Here is a 19691-nt window from a genome sequence, read left to right as displayed (position 1 = left end):
TTTTCGTATATATGTAAAATAGCTAACATTTCTCTCGCAAATGTTAGTCTATTTTTGTTTAGATTACACAATTAGAAGAAACAAAAAAATATGTTGAAATCACTTCAAGCCAAAGAAAGTCCGTTGTCTAAAACAGAAAAGCAATTGGAAATACTTTCTAATGGGATTTTTAAGGATGGTTCATTGCCTACTTTTGCCGATCAGATTGCTAAAACGAATCAGTTTCCTTTGCTACCAAAGAAAATTGAAATTCTACAAATTAATGTAGGTTATATGTGTAATCAGGTTTGCGCACATTGCCATGTGGACGCTGGTCCTGATCGAAAGGAAATTATGACCCAAGAAACCATGCAACAAATTTTAGAGGTACTAAAAACAACCGCTGTAAATACATTAGACTTAACTGGAGGCGCACCGGAAATGAATCCTCATTTTAGATGGTTTGTTGAAGAAGCTTCTAAAATTGGTGTTAAAGATTTTATTGTTCGTTCTAATTTAACAATCATTCGAGCAAATAAAAAATATTACGATTTACCTGAATTTTTCAAAAAGCACAACATTCATATAGTAAGTTCTATGCCGCATTGGACCAAAGGGAGAACCGATGTTCAAAGAGGGGATGGTGTTTTTGATAAATCAATTAAAGCCTTACAAGAATTAAATGCTGTAGGCTATGGTATGCCTGGGAGTAATCTAAAACTCGATTTGGTATACAATCCTTCAGGAGCTTTTTTACCTGCGAATCAAATGGATATGGAAAAAGATTTTAAAAAAGCATTAAAAGAAGATTTTAATATTGATTTTCATAATTTATTTGCGATTACCAATTTGCCTATTTCTCGATTTTTAGATTACCTAATTGCATCAGATAATTATGAAGATTATATGTATGCTTTAGTTGAAGCATATAATCCGGCAGCTGTGGCTAATGTAATGTGTACCAATACCATTTCGGTAAGTTGGGACGGTTGGTTGTACGATTGTGATTTCAATCAAATGTTAGGGTTGAAAGTCGCTTCAAAATCAAAACATATTTCTGAATTTAACGAAGAAGAATTGCATCGTAGAAATATTATTATTTCACAACATTGTTATGGATGTACTGCTGGAGCAGGAAGTAGTTGTCAAGGTGTAGTTGTTTAAAGAAAGGATATGATGAGAGATTCAAAAACAGCTATTTTAATTTTTGCTCATTCGGCAGCTTATGAAGCAAAAATAAAAACTTTTCAAAATTCAAAAGCAGTTTTTGAATCCTTGCAAGAGCACACTATGCGATTGGTTCACAATACACAATTGCCTTTTTTCTTATTTACAGAAGACAATCAAATTGGAAATTCTTTTGCAGAGCGATTTGTGAACGCAATTCAATCCGTGTACGATTTAGGTTACGAATCCATTATAACTATTGGAAATGATACCCCACAATTAACGTCTCAACTAATTTTAAAAGCTCATACCGAATTAATAACTAACGATTCTGTTATTGGAAAAGCAAAAGATGGTGGATTTTATTTGTTGGGAATAAAAAAACAACATTTTGATGCGAAATCATTTTTGCAACTGCCTTGGCAAAAAAGTAATTTAAGCATAGCCTTACATCATCTTTTTGAAGCTCATAAAGTAAAAGTATCCTTTTTAGAAACATTATCTGATTTAGATACACTACGTGATGTTGTCTTCTTCATTAATAGCTTTAAAAAGGTCTATTTTTCTTTATTACAATTACTAGTAGCGTTAGTCTTATTTGTAAACCAGATTTCCTCATATATAGTTGAAAAAATAAATTATTTTTTTCAATTAAATACATATAACAAAGGTTCTCCAATAGTAGTATAATTTCTTATTTCTGATGATCAGAATACTATTAATTATATACTACTATTTAAATGAAGCAAATTTATATTTTATTACTGCTCACTTTTTCGTGGGCCAGCTACTCTCAAATTACTGTTAAAGGAAAAGTTACTAGTTCAAATGATGGTGCAATACTACCTTATGTAACTATTACTGCTACTTCAATTGAAGGCACAACCACAGATGAAAATGGAAATTATACTATAGATGTCTCTAATGCCGAAGCAAAACTAACTTTTTCCTATTTGGGTTTTAAAACCAAAACCATTGTGGTAGGTAAACAAACACAAATCGATGTTGCATTGGAGGAAGAAAGTGAGAACTTAAAAGAAGTAGTGGTAACAGCTCTTGGTTTAAAAAGAGAGTCAAAAGAACTGGGTTATACTGTTCAAACCCTTCAAGCCAAAGAATTAGAAGAAGTAAAAACAGTCAACTTTTTAGATAATTTAGCTGGGAAAGTTGCTGGTGTTACCATTACACAAGGACCTACAGGTGTGGGGTCTTCTTCTAAAATAACGATTAGAGGAGAAGCTTCTTTTTCTAATAATAATCCTTTGTTTGTTGTTGATGGAATTCCAATAAATAATGAAACGGTTTTTAATTTTACGAATGAAGCAGCAGCTGGTTTTCAAGAAATTGATTATGGTAACGGAGCAATGGAAGTAAATCCTGATGATATTGAATCGGTTTCTGTTTTAAAAGGACCAAGTGCTGCTGCTTTGTATGGTACACGAGCATCTAATGGCGTCATTGTAATTAAAACAAAAGAAGGTCATAAAAAGAATGGATTTAGTGTTCGTTTTAATTCTTCTTTAATGGTAGATTCTGCTTTTCAATTGCCTGCTTTTCAAAATGAATACGGACAAGGAAATTCAGGGCAATTTGCCTTTGTAGATGGATTAGGAGGAGGGACCAATGATTTAATTAGTTATTCTTGGGGACCAAGATTAGACCAAGGTTTGCTCATTCCTCAGTTCGATAGTCCAGTTCAATTATCAGATGGAAATTTTGTTCGTGGAGGTGATACTTCTTTATATGACGGTTTATCTATTACACCTACACCTTTTATTTCGCATCCAAATAATTTAAAAGATTTTTACAGAACTGGTAACACCACCATTAATAATATCGCTTTATCTAATGGATTTGATAAAGGAAATTACCGCTTGTCTTTTACCGATTTGAGGAGTGAAGCTATTATACCAGGTGTGAATTTAGACCGTCAAACAGTTGCGGCTAAACTAAATTTTAATCCGTCTGATAAAACCACTGTTTCCTCTTCTATAAATTATGTGCATTCTAGTAGTGATAATAGACCTTCTAATGGATACGGAAGTGAAAACGTTAACTACGCATTGGTGGGTTGGGGACCAAGATCTTTAGACATTCACAGTTTAAAAAAGTATTGGCAACCTGGTCTAGAAGGGATTCAGCAATATTCCTTCAATTATACCTATTTTGATAATCCTTATTTTACGTTGTTAGAAAACAGAAACTCTTTTGAAAGAGATCGAGTTTTTGGTAATCTTTTGGTGCAACAACAAATTGTAGATAAACTTACTGTCACGGTTAGAACTGGGATGGATTATAGTGCAGAAACAAGACAAATGAGGCGTAATTTTAGTAGTAATCGATTTAAAAATGGAGGCTATGCAGAACATGATGTAAAGTACAGAGAAGTCAATACAGATTTTTTATTCAATTACTCTAATTTATTTAGAGATTTTTCTTTTGATTTTTCTTTCGGAGGAAACCGTATGGATAGAACAGCAGTAACAAAACAATCACAAACAGTTAATTTAGCGCAACCTGGAATTTTTAATTTAAATAATGCAGCATCACCTGTTGAGGTATTTCAGTTTGAAAGTAAAAAAAGAATTAACTCTCTGTATGGGTTAGTAAAATTAGGCTACAAAGATTATCTATATCTCGATATTACAGGGAGAAATGACTGGTCTAGTGCGTTAGCAACTCCTTTTTCCGTAAGTGGAACTTCCTTTTTTTATCCCTCAATATCTTCAAGTTTTGTGTTGTCTAATGTAATCGATTTACCCAAAAGTATTTCTTTTACAAAATTGAGAGCGAGTGTTGCTCAAGTTGGGAATGATACAAGTCCGTACCAAACTTCTGGAGCATTTGTGTCACAAACACCTTATAACAGTCAACCCACTTTTAGTAATCAGAATTTTATTCCCAATGCTAATTTGAAACCAGAGCAAACCACTTCCTATGAATTGGGTACAGATATACGTTTCTTTAAAGATCGATTCAATTTTGATATTACTTATTATAATGCCATTACGAAAGATCAAATTATTTCTTTACCCATTGCCATTTCTTCTGGTTACAATCAACAAGTGGTTAATGGAGGAAAAGTAAATACCGAAGGAGTTGAAATAATTTTAAATGCGATACCTGTTCAAACTGAACATTTTAAATGGAGTACAACTTTTAATTTTGCTCAGAGTCGTTCTGTTATCAAAAGTTTGCCACAAGAAGGAGGGCGTTTAACTTTGGCTTACAGTAGAATTTACGATAGTGCCAATCAAACGGTTTGGTTTCAAGTAGAAGAGGGAGGAAGAATTGGTGATTTTTATGGAACAGGTTATTTGAAAAATGAGCAAGGTCAATTTATTATCGACGACAATGGGCGTTACATTGCAGATAATAATTTACAAAAATTAGGTAATTATAATCCAGATTTTACTTTGGGATGGTCCAATAATTTAAACTATAAAAACTGGAATGTTAGCTTTCTTTTCGATTGGAGACAAGGCGGTGAACTAGTTTCAAGAACAAAAGCATTAGGAAATGTAGGCGGTCAATTAGCAGAAACGGTATACAGACCTTCCGATGGGATTGTTGCTCAAGGTGTAACTTCTTCAGGTCAACCTAATTCAGTTGCTGTTTCAGCGGAAAGTTATTACCGTCAATATTATGACAGAAATCACGAGGAAAATAATATTTATGATGCTTCATTTTTAAAACTAAGACAATTTTCAGTAGGCTATACTTTTAAGGTTAAAGAAGGTTTTATGGGCTTAAAAGATGAGGGACAAATAAGCATGTCAATTATTGGTAACAATATATTTGCTATTACAGAAAATCCTCATTTTGACCCAGAACAATTGGCTGTTCAGGGAAGTGGTTTTGTAAGTGGAGTAGAAGATATGAGTTATGCAACTACAAGAAGTATTGGTTTTAAACTTGGATTTAACTTCTAAAAACGAATTAAGATGAAAAAAACGATATATACTATAAATCTATTTTTGTTACTTCTGTTGAATAGTTGTACCAAAGATTTCGAAGAAATAAACACGAACCCAAATGCACCGAATTCCGTACAACCGAATTTGTTATTACGTCAAGTTATATATGATTTTGGTGAAAACATGAGTTATGAAGGTTTTGTAGCTGGAGATTTATTAGCCCAACATAGAACTGCGCTTGATTTTAATCTGTTTGATAGACATGCTTTAAAATCACCTCAATTAGGAGGAAATCCATGGCCCGTTTTTTATAAGAATTTAAGAGATAATGAAATTATTATAAAACTGTCAAGACAAAGTACTACTTTGAAAGTATACGAAGGCCCTGCTTTAATTTTAAAAGCCTATATGGCTGCAGGTTTAACCGATTTATTCGGCGACGTACCTTATTTTGATGCTTTTAATGGAACTGAAGGGGAAGTTACACCCGCATACAATTCTCAAGAGAGTATTTATTTAAACGCTGGTGGTATTTTAGATAATTTAGATAAAGGGATTGAAAAAATAGAAAGTTATTCAGATGCTATTCCTTTGCAAGGTGATATTCTATTTAATGGAAATTTAGAATCGTGGATTAGATTTGCAAAATCTTTGAAAATAAAATATTTATTGCGCATTTCTGCAAAAGTTGATGTAAGTCAAGAGTTGCAAACGTTATTTGACGAAGGAAATTATATAATGATAAATTCTCAAAATGCTATTTTTAATTTTACGAATACAGCTCCCAATAGTTTTAGGTTGGCTCAATTAAGAGTGGGTGATTTTAACAATTTTGTATTGTCGGAAACGATGGAAGATATATTGAACAATTTAAACGACTCAAGAATTGAAAAATTATTTCGCCCTTTTGCAAATTCCACATCTGGAGAGTTTAACGGTTTATTGAATGGAATCGATGCATCAAGTACTTCAGTTGCCTTATCGAATTATTCTTTAGCAGGAACTGTATTTAGAGAAGATACGTCGACATTAGATGCTAATTTTTTAACAGCTTGGGAAGTGCAATTTGCATTAGCGGAAGCCGCTGAAAGAGGTTTAATTACAGCTGATGCACAACTCTTATACGAAAATGGAGTGGCTTTAGCTTTTGAATATTGGAACACACCTTTACCAACAAATTATTTAACAGGTCCAGCTGCTTACAATGCTGTAGGAACTACTCCAATACAACAAATCATAACTCAGAAATGGATTGCTAACATTATTAACGGTTATGAAAGTTGGATAGAATATAGAAGAACAGGTTTTCCTGAACTAAGAACGATAGCTGCCAGTTTAAATAATAATCTTTTGCCAATACGAATGCCTTATCCCGCTGAAGAAGAAGCGTTAAATAGAGAAAATTATATTCTGGCTGCAAATGCAACAAATAATAATAGTATTAATTTCCCAGTTTGGTGGGATGAATAATTGGACGAATGGGAATAATGGATGGGCAATGGATAATTATGATAGTGTCTAGTTTGATACTTTTTTTTCTTTCTCCATTTGCTAAAACAACTGATCAATTTTATAAAGCGATACAAAACCGTAAAGCACCAAATACGATGGTGCTTACTGGGAGCTTAATTATTTCTTGGATTTTTGCCAAAAGCATTACTAATGCTGCCAATCTCGGATTGGAATTTGGAATTCTTGGAGGGTTAGCTTACGCTGCCTATTACTTGTCATTTGCGGTAGCAGGAATTCTAATTTATCAATTGCGTACCAAAGGAAATTACACAAGTATTCATCAATTTTTAATACATAAATTTGGTAAGAAAGCAATGCTGTTATTTTCAATCTTAATTGCTATTCGACTTTTTAATGAAGTATGGAGTAATACTATGGTAATTGGTAGTTATTTTGGGACGCAAGGAAGTTGGAGTTATTATATTGCTATAATTGTATTTACTTTTTTAATATTGGCTTATTCATTAAAAGGAGGATTAAGTAGTTCTATTTTTACAGATGTAATTCAAATGGTGTTGTTCTCTGTATTACTTATTATTATTTTATGGAAAGTTTTTTCAATGGAATCATTTACCGTTACTACAGTAATTCATTCCAGTACTTGGAATTTTGAATTGGGATTGAATCTTTTTTTTGCAGCAATTCTGCAGTCTTTTAGTTATCCTTTTCATGATCCTGTTTTGACCGATAGGGCTTTTATTAGTTCACCTAAAGTAACTCGGAAAAGTTTTATTTGGGCCAGTTTTCTAGGTGGTTTGTGTATCGTTCTTTTTAGTATCATAGGCGTGTATGCTAAAATGCAAGGGATGGTTGGGGATGCCGCTATTGCTGTAGGAAAAGCTTTTGGAGTTCTTGTTTTATTGGTGATTAATTTTATTATGATTACTTCTGCTGCTTCTACTATCGATTCTACATTTTCTTCTTTTTCAAAATTAGCCGCTATCGATTTAAAATTAGGTAAAACAATAACTTTTGGAAGACTTTCAATGGTGGTTTTAGCTGTTCTTGGGACCATTCCTGTATTTCTAAATGCTGAAATTTTATCAGCAACGACCATTTCAGGAACTATGGTAATAGGATTAACACCTGTCTTTTTATTTTGGAAGATGAAAGTCCCATACATTAGTTTCTATCTGAGCGTACTTACGGGTTTGTTGTTTGGCTTTTTATTAGTTTTTAATTGGTTTCCCAATGAATTGCAGTTTACCAATGGCAAATATGCCGATTTATTATGGGTAAACGTATGGGGAATTACTACTTGTATCATTTTATACTGTTTGCCAAAATGGATAAAAAAATAGAAAACATAGGGTTGCTAAAAGGAAAAATATTGCTTTTTGGTGGCGTTTATAGTAATCTTCAAGCTTTAGAAGCGATTGCTGAAATAGCAAAAATTGAGAATATTGCTCCTGAAAATTGTATTTCAACAGGTGATATTATTGGTTATTGCGCCCAACCAGAAGAAACGATTCAGTTCTTTAAGCAATGGAAGGCTAAAAGTATTGCGGGTAATGTAGAACTTCAATTAAGTGAAAATGCCGATGATTGTGGGTGCGATTTTACACAAGGCTCTAGATGTGATAATTTTTCCCAACTTTGGTATCCTTATGCTAAAAGTAAACTCACATATTCTTCTTTGGAATTCATAAAGAAACTACCCGAATTTATTCATTTTAGTTTTGCTAATAAACGAATTACTGTGGTGCATGGCTCTTTTTTTAATACTTCAGAATTTATTTTTAAATCGACTTCTTGGGAAAAGAAACAAGCTAATTTTGATGTAACTCAGAGTGATATTATTGTTGCTGGACATTGTGGTTTACCCTTTCATCAAGAAAAAAATAAGTTGCTATGGCTAAATCCAGGGGTTATTGGTATGCCAGCTAATGACGGGAATACGGCAGTTTGGTATGTTATTTTAGAAGAAAAGAATAATTTAGTAACTTTCGAACATAAATCACTGACTTATAACCATAATTTAACGAATGCATTAATGTTGGAAAACGGTTTGCCAAAGGAATACGCGAAAACCATTTTAACAGGTATTTGGGACAATACCGAAATTTTACCTGAAACAGAAACAAAAATGCAGGGAAACCCCATTACATTTTAAAATGAACGAAAATCTAATTTTAATTTTTACCAGAAATCCCGAACTTGGAAAAGTAAAAACACGTTTGGCCGCTTCAATTGGTCAAGAAAATGCGTTACAAGTGTATATTGAATTGCTACAGCATACCAAAAATGTAGTTTTGGAAACCGATTATGACAAACGAGTTTTATATTCAGATGCCATCAACACCAATGACATGTGGAACAATCATTTGTTTCAAAAAAAAGAACAATTTGGGAAAGATTTAGGAGTGCGAATGTATAATGCTTTTAGAGAAGGGTTTGAAGAGGGCTATCAAAAAATTGTAATTATTGGCTCGGATTTAATCACTTTAGAAGCTAATGATTTGAAAAATGCATTTGTAGCTTTAGATACAAATGATGTGGTTATTGGTCCTGCTGAAGATGGTGGTTATTATTTATTAGGATTAAAAAGCATCCCAGAAAATATTTTTAAAAATAAAGAATGGGGTACGAATACCGTTTTAAAAGAGACCTTAAAAAATATTAAAAATTTAAAATACAGTTTGCTGGAAGAGAAGAATGATATCGATACTTTTGATGATATTAAAGCGATTCCAGTTTTTAAAAAATATATAGAGTAATGACACAAACAATTTTAGACACTGCCACCGCCTTTTTAAAAGAAAAAGGTTTTTTAGAACCTCAAATAGGTATTGTTTTAGGAACTGGTTTAGGCCAATTAGTATCTCATTTAAGCGTTGAGGTTATAATTAATTATAACGATATTCCTCATTTTCCAGTTAGTACAGTTGAGTTTCATTCGGGTAAATTAGTATACGGAACTTTAGAAGGCAAAAAAGTGATAGTAATGCAAGGTCGTTTTCATTTGTATGAAGGGTATGACTTACAAGAAATAACATTTCCAGTTCGAGTAATGAAAGCATTAGGAATTTCAAGTTTATTAATTTCAAACGCGGCAGGTGCTATTAATTTAAATTATAAAAAAGGCGATTTGATGTTGTTAGATGATCATATCAATTTGCAAGGCGGTTCCCCATTAGCTTTTAAAAATGTTTCCGATTTTGGGGAACGTTTTACCGATATGTGCGCTCCTTATGATGCTACTTTAAACGAAAAGATATTGGCAATAGCCAAAGAAAACAACATTGTTTTGCACAAAGGAGTATATGCAGCTGTGGTTGGGCCGCAATTAGAAACGAGAGCTGAATATCGTTATTTAAAAATTATTGGTTCAGATGCAGTGGGTATGAGTACCGTTCCAGAAGTAATTGTTGCGAATCATTTGAATTTACCCGTTATTGCCGTTTCTGTTTTAACTGATGAATGTAATCCAGATGATTTAAAACCGGTTAATATACCTGAAATTATTGCAGTAGCAGGTGAGGCTGAACCCAAAATGATTACACTCTTTAAAACTTTAATTGGTCGAATTTAAAACTAAAGACAAACTAAATAAACACACTATGAGCTATCTAAATGCAACCAACGATTTGTATAAAAATGCAGCATTAACACCAGATGTAGGACTATGTTGTACCACAACTCCTATTTGGAAATTTCCAGGACTTGAAATTCCAAAAATCATGCAAGAAATGAATTATGGATGTGGAAGTACTATTTCTGCTCAGGATTTAATTAATAATCCCAAAGTTTTGTATGTAGGTGTAGGTGGTGGAATGGAATTGTTACAATTTGCTTATTTTTCTCGTCAAAAAGGAGGCGTAATTGGTGTGGATGTGGTTGATGAAATGCTGGAAGCAGCTCGCCATAATTGTAAAATTGCAGAAGAACAAAATGATTGGTTCCATAGTGATTTTATTGAATTGAGAAAAGGAGATGCATTACAGCTACCTATAGAAGATGAAAGTATTGATGTAGCTGCTCAAAATTGCCTTTTTAATATCTTTAAAGCGGAAGATTTAAAAAAAGCCTTGCAAGAAATGTATCGTGTGCTAAAACCTCATGGAAGGTTAGTTATGAGTGATCCTACTTGCGAGCAAGAAATGAATGAAACTCTTAGGAATGACGATCATTTGAGAGCCTTGTGTTTGAGTGGTAGTATACCTATTAAAGACTATATTAAAGCATTAACTGATGTGGGTTTTGGAACAATTGAAATCCGAGGGAGACGTCCTTATCGTATATTAGATACAGTTAATTATCCAACAGATGAATTAATTTATATTGAAAGTATTGAAGTGTGCGCGATTAAGGATCCAATGCCAACTGACGGGCCTTGTGTTTTTACTGGTAAAGCAGCTATTTACTTTGGTAAAGAGGATTATTTTGATGATAAAAAAGGACATATTTTGTTAAAAAACCAACCTTTGTCTGTTTGTGATAAAACGGCTAAAGCTTTAGAAGGTTTAAATCGAGAAGATATTTTTATAAGCGAAAGTACCTATCATTATAACGGAGGAGGCTGTTGTTAATTCATTTTTGAAAGGGGTCTAAATTAAGTTATGTCAGATAGCTAACTTTTTATTTTATTGTTGTATCTTACTTTTATCCCATTCAATAACAAAACTATGAAAGAAACAGCTATTTTATTATTTTTTTGTGTCTTTGGTTGGCACATATTGCAGGCACAAAGTCCTTGGACAAGGGAAAAAGGAAAAGCCTATGTTCAATTGGGATTTACAACCTTGTCTTATGATGCAGTTCAATATGACGGGGAAAAATTAGAAAACATTGGTGATTATTCGGATATTACATTACAAGTATATGCGGAATATGGTATTAGTAATACATTAGAGGCACAAGTTATTTTGCCTTACAAAACGGCAAGCTATGAAAATGTAGGTGTTTCCCAAAGTATATCAGGAATTGGTAATGTTTGGTTAGGATTAAAATACAAACTGTCAGATGCTAATTGGAAAATAAGTTCTGGGTTACTTTATTCGGCTAATTCAATTAAAAAGGATGAAACCTTATTTGTAAGTTCAACAGGAATAAATGCGTCTACTTTTTTACCTTATGTAAGTATTGGTGCCAGTCATAATAAATGGTATTACTTTGGGAATATTGGGTATGGTTATATGGATAATAACTATTCCGATTATCTTAAAGCAACTATAGAAGTGGGTTATAGTATTATTCCTAAAGGACATTTAATGTTTGTTTTAGACACAAGAAATCCTGTCACGAAAGAGGATGCTTATGAAAATGATTCCGTACAATGGGCTTCTCATTTAGACAGACAAACGTATAATGCAATTGGGTTAAAAGCAAATTATGAATTTATAGAAAATAAATGGGGTGCTAATGCTTCTGTTTTTGGCGCTTTTGGAATTGATAATGCACCTTTGGCACCTACCATAAATATTGGTGTTTATACAAAATTATAAAAAATGAATAAGTACAAAGAAGTTGTAATTCAATCGTATTCCGATTATTTCAATTATTTAAAAAATGAATTGATAACCTTACACATAGAAAATTATTTCTATGGGTTAATTATAATTTCTTTACTGGTTTTTATTTTGGAGGTTTTATTTCCTTGGAGAAAAAACCAACCGATTATTCGTAAAGATTTTTGGCTAGATACATTTTATATGTTCTTTAATTTTTTTCTTCTAAATCTCATCGTTTTAATAGCTTTAAATAATGTGACGGCTCAATTGTTCAATGATTTTTTAGGTTTATTTGGTATGAATTTAGAATCCTTGCATTTAATTGACTTGTCTCATGTGCCAAAACCTGTCGCTTTATTAATTTTCTTTGTGGTAGCCGATTTTGTACAATGGAATACTCATCGATTACTGCATCGAGTTGATTTCTTTTGGAATTTTCATAAGGTACATCATTCGGTGAAACAAATGGGATTTGCGGCTCATTTGAGATACCATTGGATGGAACCAGTTGTGTATAAAACCCTATTATATGTGCCTATGGCCATCATAGGTGGTTTTTCTATTCAAGAGGTGTTTATTGTTCATTTTATTGCGATTACTATTGGTCACCTAAATCATGCTAATATTGGTTGGGATTACGGACCTTTAAAATATATTTTTAATAACCCTAAAATGCACATTTGGCATCATAGTAAAGAAATGCCAAGAAAGTATGGAGCTAATTTTGGAATATCGTTAAGTATTTGGGATTATTTATTTGGAAGTAATTATATTCCAAAAGATGGCAAGGATATTGAATTAGGATTTAATGAAGACGAAAATTTTCCAGATTCTTTTATTGAACAAGAATTGTACCCCTTAAAATTAAAAAAAGAAGTATGAAAAAAATATTAGTTATACTGCTAATCAGTATTCAAGGTTTTAGTCAAAATTTTGATTACAAAAATTATGGAAGTCTATTGAATAAATATGTAAGTTCTAATGGGAACGTAAACTATGAATTATTAAAAAAGAATACAGCCGAATTGGATCAAGTCATTAGTGGTTTTGAAAGTAATTATCCTACTAAAAGTTGGTCTAAAGAGGAAATTTTAGCGTATTATATTAATGCATATAATGTGTATACACTAAAGAAAGTTGTAGATAATTATCCAACTAAGAGTATTAAAAATATTAGCAATGCTTGGGATGATAAATTTATTGTTTTAGGGAAAAAGAAAGTATCTCTTTCCTATATTGAACATGGCATTCTTAGAAAAATGAACGAACCTAGAATTCATTTTGCCATCAATTGTGCTTCTTTTTCTTGTCCGCAATTAACGAATGTTCCTTACTTGCCTGCAACATTAGATGCTCAATTGGATAAAGCAGCTAGAAATTTTATCAATGATAGTTCTAAAAATAGTATTACTACAGATGAAATTAAAATATCAGAAATTTTCAACTGGTTTTCTAGTGATTTTAAAACAAACGCATCAGATATAATAGATTATATTAATAAATACGCTACCGTAAAAGTAGAGGCAAATGCTAAAGTACGGTATCTAAAATACAACTGGAGTTTAAATGAGTAAGTAATGATTTCAATTATTATCCCTATATTCAATGAAGAAAAAAATATAGGTAAAGTAATTACTTATTTACTTGAAAATACCAATCCCAAAAATTGTAAAGAAATACTTGTTGTAGATGGAGGTAGTACCGATCAAACAATTCGAATTTTGGAAGAATATAAATCGGTCACTATTTTACATAGTAGTAAAGGAAGAGCAAAACAATTAAATCATGGAGCTTCTTATGCTACTGGAAAAGTATTGTATTTTTTGCATTGTGATTCCATTCCACCAAGAGGATTTGATGAATTAATTTTAGAATCCATTCATAAAGGTAAACTATCAGGCTGTTTTAAAATGAGTTTTGAATCGAGTCATGTGCTTTTAAAAGTGTCCGAATGGTTTACACAATTTAATTTAAAATACTTTAGAGGAGGAGATCAGTCTTTGTTTATTCAAAAAGAGTTATTTGACAAATTAGGAGGTTTTAATACTAATTTTATAGTGTATGAAGACAATGAGTTTATCCATAGATTGTATAAGCAAGCAAGCTTTCATGTAATACAAAAACCAATTATAACTTCAAGTAGAAGATACCAAGAAAATGGATTTTGGAAATTGCAATTTCATTTCATGATGATTCATCTTTTATATCATGTAAAAGTCTGCAATCACCAAGGAATTTACCGGTACTATAAAAAACACATAAAATAAGAAGCTATGGAATTCAAAGGTGAAAACGGAGAATTTTTTCTTCTCTCAACAATAACAAAAGAAACAATTTCAGAAGTAACTCAAGATCAAGAAAGTTATCTTTCTATTTTTTGGAATGCAAAATCAAGTTCTACTTTAATTATAGACAACGTTTCCTATGAATTGAAACCCAATCAAATTCTTTTTTTAACAGAATTGCATTCGGTGGATTTATCTTCAATTGATACTTTAAATGTCATTCGTTTTAACCGTTCTTTTTATTGTTTGGATAACCACGACAGTGAAATAGGATGTAAAGGGCTTTTGTTTTTTGGCGCTTCCCAAGTCCCTATGATTACCTTACAGGAAGAAAATAAGAAAGCCATTCAAATTCTTTGGAACGTTTTTCATAACGAATTCAAAACTACAGATGAAATGCAGGGTGAGATGTTACAAATGCTACTTAAACGCTTTCTAATTTTATGTACCAGAATATTCAAATGCCAGCATAAAATTACAACTGTTCAAGAGACTAAAATGGATGTGATTAGAAATTTCAGTTTTTTGGTAGAAGTACATTTCAAAAAAAAGCACTTGGTTGCTGACTATGCCGATTTAATGAATAAACCAGCAAAATCGCTTACCAATCTTTTCTCTTCACATAGTAATCGGTCTCCTTTACAAATTATTCAAGATCGCATTCTTTTGGAAGCTAAAAGGATGTTAATTAGTACCGAAATTCCTATAAAAGAGATTACTTTTGAATTAGGCTTTGAAGATATGCCTTCTTTTAGTCGCTTTTTTAAAAATAAAATAGGGATTTCTCCCAAAGCGTATCGCGATGTGAAAAATATACAATCAATCTAAATATAATTAAAGAAAACAATTATGAAAAAAATCGTACTTACACTGCTACTAGGAGCAAGCACACTATTAACTAATGCTCAAGAATTTCCTAAAATGGATAAAAGTGTTATGGATGCCTCTTATTTTCCAGATAACGCAACTAAAAGAGCTTTCATTAAAGACAAAGAGAAACAGTTAGAAGCAGAACCTAAAATAAGAGTTTTATACTCGCGTCCTTTAAAAAAAGGGAGAACTATTTTTGGTGATGTCGTAAAATTTGGTGAAGCATGGAGAATTGGAGCCAATGAATCAACTGAAGTTTTATTTTTAACGGATGCTGTTTTTGGCGGAACCAATGTTAAAGCAGGTCGCTATACTTTAATTGCTATTCCAACTGAAAAAGAATGGACTATCAAATTAAATACCGTAAACGATGGCTGGGGAAATTACTCTTATGATCCTGCTTTTGATATTGCAAGTGTAACCGTTCCAACTTCAACTTCGGATGCAGAAATAGAAGCTTTATCCATCGTATTATATGAAAAAAGTAAAAATGTAGTACACATTAAAATAGGTTGGGATAAAACCGTTGCTGAAATACCAGTAACCTTAAAATAAATAGTTTTTAGAAAATTAGAATAAAACTGATAGTGCTTTTTACTATCAGTTTTATTTTTTTAAAAGTTAAAGAAATAAAAGAAGAATAGATTTGAAGTAAAACTTTCGTTTATGATTTATACAGGTCAAATAAATGAATTCATTCGACTAGAAGAAATTACACCACAGAATTGTGAGCTGTTAAAAGAAAAAATAAAAGAAGGCCTCAGTATTATTTGGGCTATCGAAGAAGTACATCTTCTAGTAGATGGTGTTAGTACCGTTTTAAAAGAAAATGAAATCATTTTTGTAACGGAATATCATAACGTAACCCTAATTGAGGTTCAAAAAGTAAGGTTGGTTCGTTTTAACAGAGCTTTCTATTGTATTTTAGACCATGATAGTGAAGTGGGTTGTAAAGGGGTTTTGTTTTTTGGCGCTTCCCATTTGGCTAAAATTCAAATTCCGACTCTTGAGGTGGAGAAATTTGAAGCACTTTGGAAAATGTTTATCATTGAAATGCATTCCAAAGATGAACTTAAAAGTGAAATGCTGCAAATGATGTTGAAACGACTTCTTATTCTATGTATTAGAATTTATAAAGAGCAAACGGAATTAATTGCTTTTGACAAACAACAATTTGATTTGGTTAGAGAATACAATTATTTAGTGGAAGTTCATTTTAGAACCAAACATCAAGTTGCGGATTATGCTACTTTATTACATAAAAGCCCCAAAACCTTATCCAATGTGTTTAAGAAAGTTGGTAAGAAAACACCTTTACAAATCATCCAAGACCGAATTATGCTAGAAGCAATTCGGCTATTGCGATATACTGACAAGTCTATTAAAGAAATTACCTACGATGTAGGTTATGAAGATATACAAACCTTTAGTCGTTTTTTTAAAAAAATAAAAGGCGTTTCTCCTTCTGAATTTAAGAAAAAAGCCTAAAGGGAAAAATAGACAAAACTCAAGGAAATATGGTCTAACCCTTTTTGATAACCTTCAAAAAGGATTAGGATTTGTTCCAAATTTATATGCTTACTTTGCTAAGAATGAAACTGCTTTAGGCGATTATTTAGCGCTACAAAACAGAAAGAGTACATTAAAAGCAAAAGAAAGAGAAGTAATCAACTTAGTGACAAGTCAAATCAACAATTGTCTATATTGTCAATCTGCTCACACCTTAATTGGGAAAATGAATGGTTTTTCTGAGGAACAAATCATCGAATTAAGAAAAGGAACTGCCACTTTTGATTCTAAATTAGATGCCTTAGTGAAATTTGCTGCTTCTGTAGTGGCAAATAAAGGTAAAGCTGCTGTTTCAGCAAAAGAAGCTTTTTTTCAAGCAGGTTATAATGAAGCGAATATGATTGATGTTGTACTAGTAATAGGCGATAAAATCATTAGTAATTACATCCATAATTTGACTGATTTCGCTATCGATTTTCCAATTGCAACTCCGATTGAACAAGAATTAGTCTAAATCATTTAGTTCCATTTGTTTTTTATTTAAAATCCCTACAGCATTCTATTGTTGTAGGGATTTTAGGTATTCTGCTTTTTTTAGAAATTATTTATAAAAACGCTTAACTACATCTAAAGATGGTTTGTTTTGAACCGTATAATCGCTGTCGTTTTCTCCACCTACTTGCTCATTGGCATCAAACCATTTCCATAAAAAACCGCCAGCAAACCAATCTTCATTCCAAAACTCATTATATAAAGCGGTTAAAGCATTGGTTTGAGCTACTAAATTGACTTTTTTTTCTTTAGAAAAATTCCAAGGTTCATGTGTGGTATAATCTGTGCTTTGGTAGCCATATTCAGTAAACAAAACTTTTTTCTTTAGTTTTTCAGCAAAAGATTGCATGCTGCTTTTATGTCTATTCCATTCTTTTTCAAGTAATTCAACTGATGGCGTTTGCTCATTTGCTAAAGGAAAATAGGCGTCTATTCCAATATAATCCAATTTGGTAAAAAAAGGAACATTTTGATACGTATCCCAATTTTCAGCATAAGTAAGTTGCCCTTTGTAAATTTTTCGAATGCGTTGAATCAATTGATTCCAAAATTGAGGTCTTTGGGAAACAAATGAATTTAATTCTGTACCAATACAGAGCAATTCGATATTCTGTTCTTGTGCAATTGCCGCATAAAAAAGAATAAATTGAGCATAGTTTTCTTCAAAAGTTTGCCAATCTTTTTCTGTTTTCATTTCAATATGACCCGTAAAACCTCTGTGAATCCAGATTTGAGGTTTTAGCATGATTTTTATCTTATTGTTATGAAAAATACCACTTGCATGTTCTATGCCTTCTTTTCTTTCACCAATCCATTGCCTTTTAGAGTTAAAATGAATGGTGGTGTCTTGTAAAGATTTCATGAAAGCAAAAGGCATGAGTGTTACCCAATTGGCATTTGTTTCTAAGACAGGAATCACTTCTTTTTGACTCGTTAAGGTATTGGAAGCAACAAAACTAATACCATTGATTTTGTTTTCTTGTGATGCACAAAAAGTAAAAAGAAGAAAGACTAAATAGTATGTTTTTTTCATTTTTAAAAATATTGACCAATACCAAAAACCAATCCTTTAGCTCCATTTTCATTAATGCCAATCCCATAATCGATACGAAAAATGGCATTAAAAATGGTTTTATGTATAAAACGTAATCCAACACCTGGAAAAATTCTAAAATTTTCAGAAGCCACAAAATCATTCCAATTGCCTCCTGGTTTTCTCCATGAACCTAAATCTATAAAAGTGTTGCTTTGGAGCACAAACCATTTTTTTTCATAGAGCGTATACCGATATTCGTTATTCATTACAAAAGAGCCGGTACCTCTATCAATGATATTTCCTACACCTCTTAAATTAATATTATTATCTAAAGCAAAGGGCGCAAAGGGTGAAACATCATTGGAAGCTAATCCTAATCGTATTCGTGTTCCAAAATTTCCAGTTTTTCCAAAACGTTTTAAATATACAAAATCATTCCAACCTATTAAAAATTCATTTTGAAAAGAATTGGTTTGAGTCACAAATTGAAAGTAACTGCTGTTTTTAATACCCTCTACTAAATAAAATTCGTATTTCAAATTGTCATATTGATTGTTCACTTTAAACAGTACTTTGTCAATTGTGAAATCTTGTGGAATTTCGGGACTTGTGGCTCCGTTTATATAGGTATATTTTTCATTAAATAAGGAACTACCAAATTTAATGGTGTTTTTAAAATTAGTTCGATAGACACCTAATAATTCAAACGCTTTATTCGTATATTCATATTTAGCAGAAGCACTATTAAAAAAAACAGGTTCAATACTGCCAATTTGTTGTAAACTGGTTTCTAAACCCCAATTTTCATTAAAAAGATACGGAGCTGCGAATTGTAAGCCAAAGGAATTGATACCATTAAACTGATAAAACCCACCTATGCTTATGTTTTTACCTAATAAATTGAATTCATAAAGTCCTACTCTATAGGCAGCCGGAGCATCATCTGTGGTCCATAAGCTTAAATTGGGAATCAAAGTGTAATTTTCGATGAGAAAAAAAGTAACCTCATACGTTTCATTCTCTTTTTGTTTATCAACCGTGTAGGTTACTTTGGTTATTCCATTCAATCGTGTTAATGCTTGAATATCAGAATTCAACTTTATACTATCTAAAGCTTCTCCAACTTTACTTTGAATAAAACGAGTCATGAAAATTACATCCATTTTTTTTTGTCCTGACCAGTTAATTTTATGAATGCTATTTTCTTGAGAATGTAAAGTAGAGCACCATAAAAGAAGAAGTATATAAAGGTTTTTTTTCATAGTTTTTTTTCAAATATCAATAAAAAAGTGAATCAACTAATACTTTGAGGTAAAATTGCCAACTATATAGGAAAAATAGAAAATTTGTCTCTAAATTTTTAATGTGAAATTTGTTAAAAATGAAAAAGAACAATTAATAAACATAAAAAAAA

The 19691-nt window shown here is 31.8% G+C and carries 19 protein-coding genes; 17 read left to right on the top strand and 2 right to left on the bottom strand.

What is annotated here, in order from left to right:
- Positions 1-90 precede the first annotated feature (90 nt).
- From arsS to NHF47_RS16530, 17 genes are all read left to right on the top strand, one after another.
- On the top strand, positions 91-1143 hold the full coding sequence (gene arsS, locus NHF47_RS16610; protein WP_252765978.1) for an arsenosugar biosynthesis radical SAM (seleno)protein ArsS: 1053 nt from the start codon (positions 91-93) through the stop codon (positions 1141-1143).
- A gap of 9 nt (positions 1144-1152) precedes the next feature.
- Positions 1153-1836 carry a DUF2064 domain-containing protein gene (locus NHF47_RS16605; protein ID WP_252765977.1) on the top strand — a complete coding sequence of 228 codons (684 nt, stop codon included), beginning with the start codon at positions 1153-1155 and terminating at the stop codon, positions 1834-1836.
- A 50-nt stretch (positions 1837-1886) separates the two neighbouring features.
- Complete coding sequence (locus tag NHF47_RS16600) at positions 1887-5078, top strand: SusC/RagA family TonB-linked outer membrane protein (RefSeq protein ID WP_252765976.1); 3192 nt, start codon at positions 1887-1889, stop codon at positions 5076-5078.
- A gap of 12 nt (positions 5079-5090) precedes the next feature.
- Entirely contained in the window at positions 5091-6533 is a 1443-nt protein-coding gene (locus NHF47_RS16595; protein ID WP_252765975.1) for a SusD/RagB family nutrient-binding outer membrane lipoprotein, read from the top strand.
- Positions 6534-6541: 8 nt separating this feature from the next.
- Positions 6542-7876 (top strand): sodium:solute symporter, encoded by a 1335-nt coding sequence (locus NHF47_RS16590; protein ID WP_252765974.1) that lies wholly within the window; start codon positions 6542-6544, stop codon positions 7874-7876.
- Positions 7861-8688 (top strand): metallophosphoesterase, encoded by an 828-nt coding sequence (locus tag NHF47_RS16585; RefSeq protein WP_252765973.1) that lies wholly within the window; start codon positions 7861-7863, stop codon positions 8686-8688. Before NHF47_RS16590 ends, NHF47_RS16585 begins: the two co-directional genes overlap by 16 nt.
- A gap of 1 nt (position 8689) precedes the next feature.
- The gene (locus tag NHF47_RS16580) at positions 8690-9292 is read left to right on the top strand and encodes a TIGR04282 family arsenosugar biosynthesis glycosyltransferase (RefSeq protein WP_252765972.1); all 603 of its coding nucleotides are present in this window, start codon (positions 8690-8692) and stop codon (positions 9290-9292) included.
- Entirely contained in the window at positions 9292-10107 is an 816-nt protein-coding gene (locus tag NHF47_RS16575; protein WP_252765971.1) for a purine-nucleoside phosphorylase, read from the top strand. The genes NHF47_RS16580 and NHF47_RS16575 overlap by 1 nt, the downstream gene beginning before the upstream one ends.
- Positions 10108-10135: 28 nt before the next feature.
- Positions 10136-11104, top strand: coding sequence for an arsenosugar biosynthesis arsenite methyltransferase ArsM (arsM, locus tag NHF47_RS16570; protein ID WP_252765970.1), 969 nt, complete (start codon positions 10136-10138; stop codon positions 11102-11104).
- A 96-nt stretch (positions 11105-11200) separates the two neighbouring features.
- Entirely contained in the window at positions 11201-12019 is an 819-nt protein-coding gene (locus NHF47_RS16565; protein WP_252765969.1) for a hypothetical protein, read from the top strand.
- Between the two features lie 3 nt (positions 12020-12022).
- On the top strand, positions 12023-12907 hold the full coding sequence (locus NHF47_RS16560; protein WP_252765968.1) for a sterol desaturase family protein: 885 nt from the start codon (positions 12023-12025) through the stop codon (positions 12905-12907).
- Complete coding sequence (locus NHF47_RS16555) at positions 12904-13599, top strand: DUF547 domain-containing protein (RefSeq protein WP_252765967.1); 696 nt, start codon at positions 12904-12906, stop codon at positions 13597-13599. The genes NHF47_RS16560 and NHF47_RS16555 overlap by 4 nt, the downstream gene beginning before the upstream one ends.
- A gap of 3 nt (positions 13600-13602) precedes the next feature.
- Positions 13603-14292 carry a TIGR04283 family arsenosugar biosynthesis glycosyltransferase gene (locus NHF47_RS16550; RefSeq protein WP_252765966.1) on the top strand — a complete coding sequence of 230 codons (690 nt, stop codon included), beginning with the start codon at positions 13603-13605 and terminating at the stop codon, positions 14290-14292.
- A gap of 6 nt (positions 14293-14298) precedes the next feature.
- Entirely contained in the window at positions 14299-15138 is an 840-nt protein-coding gene (locus NHF47_RS16545; RefSeq protein ID WP_252765965.1) for a helix-turn-helix domain-containing protein, read from the top strand.
- A 21-nt stretch (positions 15139-15159) separates the two neighbouring features.
- Complete coding sequence (locus NHF47_RS16540) at positions 15160-15735, top strand: DUF2911 domain-containing protein (RefSeq protein ID WP_252765964.1); 576 nt, start codon at positions 15160-15162, stop codon at positions 15733-15735.
- A gap of 111 nt (positions 15736-15846) precedes the next feature.
- Positions 15847-16668, top strand: a complete 822-nt coding sequence (locus tag NHF47_RS16535; protein ID WP_252765963.1) for an AraC family transcriptional regulator — start codon at positions 15847-15849, stop codon at positions 16666-16668.
- Positions 16646-17203: a carboxymuconolactone decarboxylase family protein gene (locus NHF47_RS16530; protein ID WP_252766115.1), complete on the top strand. Its 558-nt coding sequence runs from the start codon at positions 16646-16648 to the stop codon at positions 17201-17203. Before NHF47_RS16535 ends, NHF47_RS16530 begins: the two co-directional genes overlap by 23 nt.
- Positions 17204-17290: 87 nt before the next feature.
- Here NHF47_RS16530 and NHF47_RS16525 read toward each other — a convergent pair whose 3' ends face one another.
- Together NHF47_RS16525 and NHF47_RS16520 are read right to left on the bottom strand one after the other, a co-directional pair.
- Positions 17291-18274 (bottom strand): glycoside hydrolase, encoded by a 984-nt coding sequence (locus NHF47_RS16525; RefSeq protein ID WP_252765962.1) that lies wholly within the window; start codon positions 18272-18274, stop codon positions 17291-17293.
- A gap of 2 nt (positions 18275-18276) precedes the next feature.
- Positions 18277-19539 (bottom strand): outer membrane protein assembly factor, encoded by a 1263-nt coding sequence (locus NHF47_RS16520; RefSeq protein ID WP_252765961.1) that lies wholly within the window; start codon positions 19537-19539, stop codon positions 18277-18279.
- Positions 19540-19691: the final 152 nt, after the last annotated feature.

Source organism: Flavobacterium sp. NRK F7 (assembly GCF_024054195.1).
Taxonomy (GTDB): Bacteria; Bacteroidota; Bacteroidia; order Flavobacteriales; family Flavobacteriaceae; genus Flavobacterium.
The sequence above is the reverse complement of the archived record's forward strand: the minus strand, read 5'-3'. Positions and strand labels throughout refer to the sequence as shown.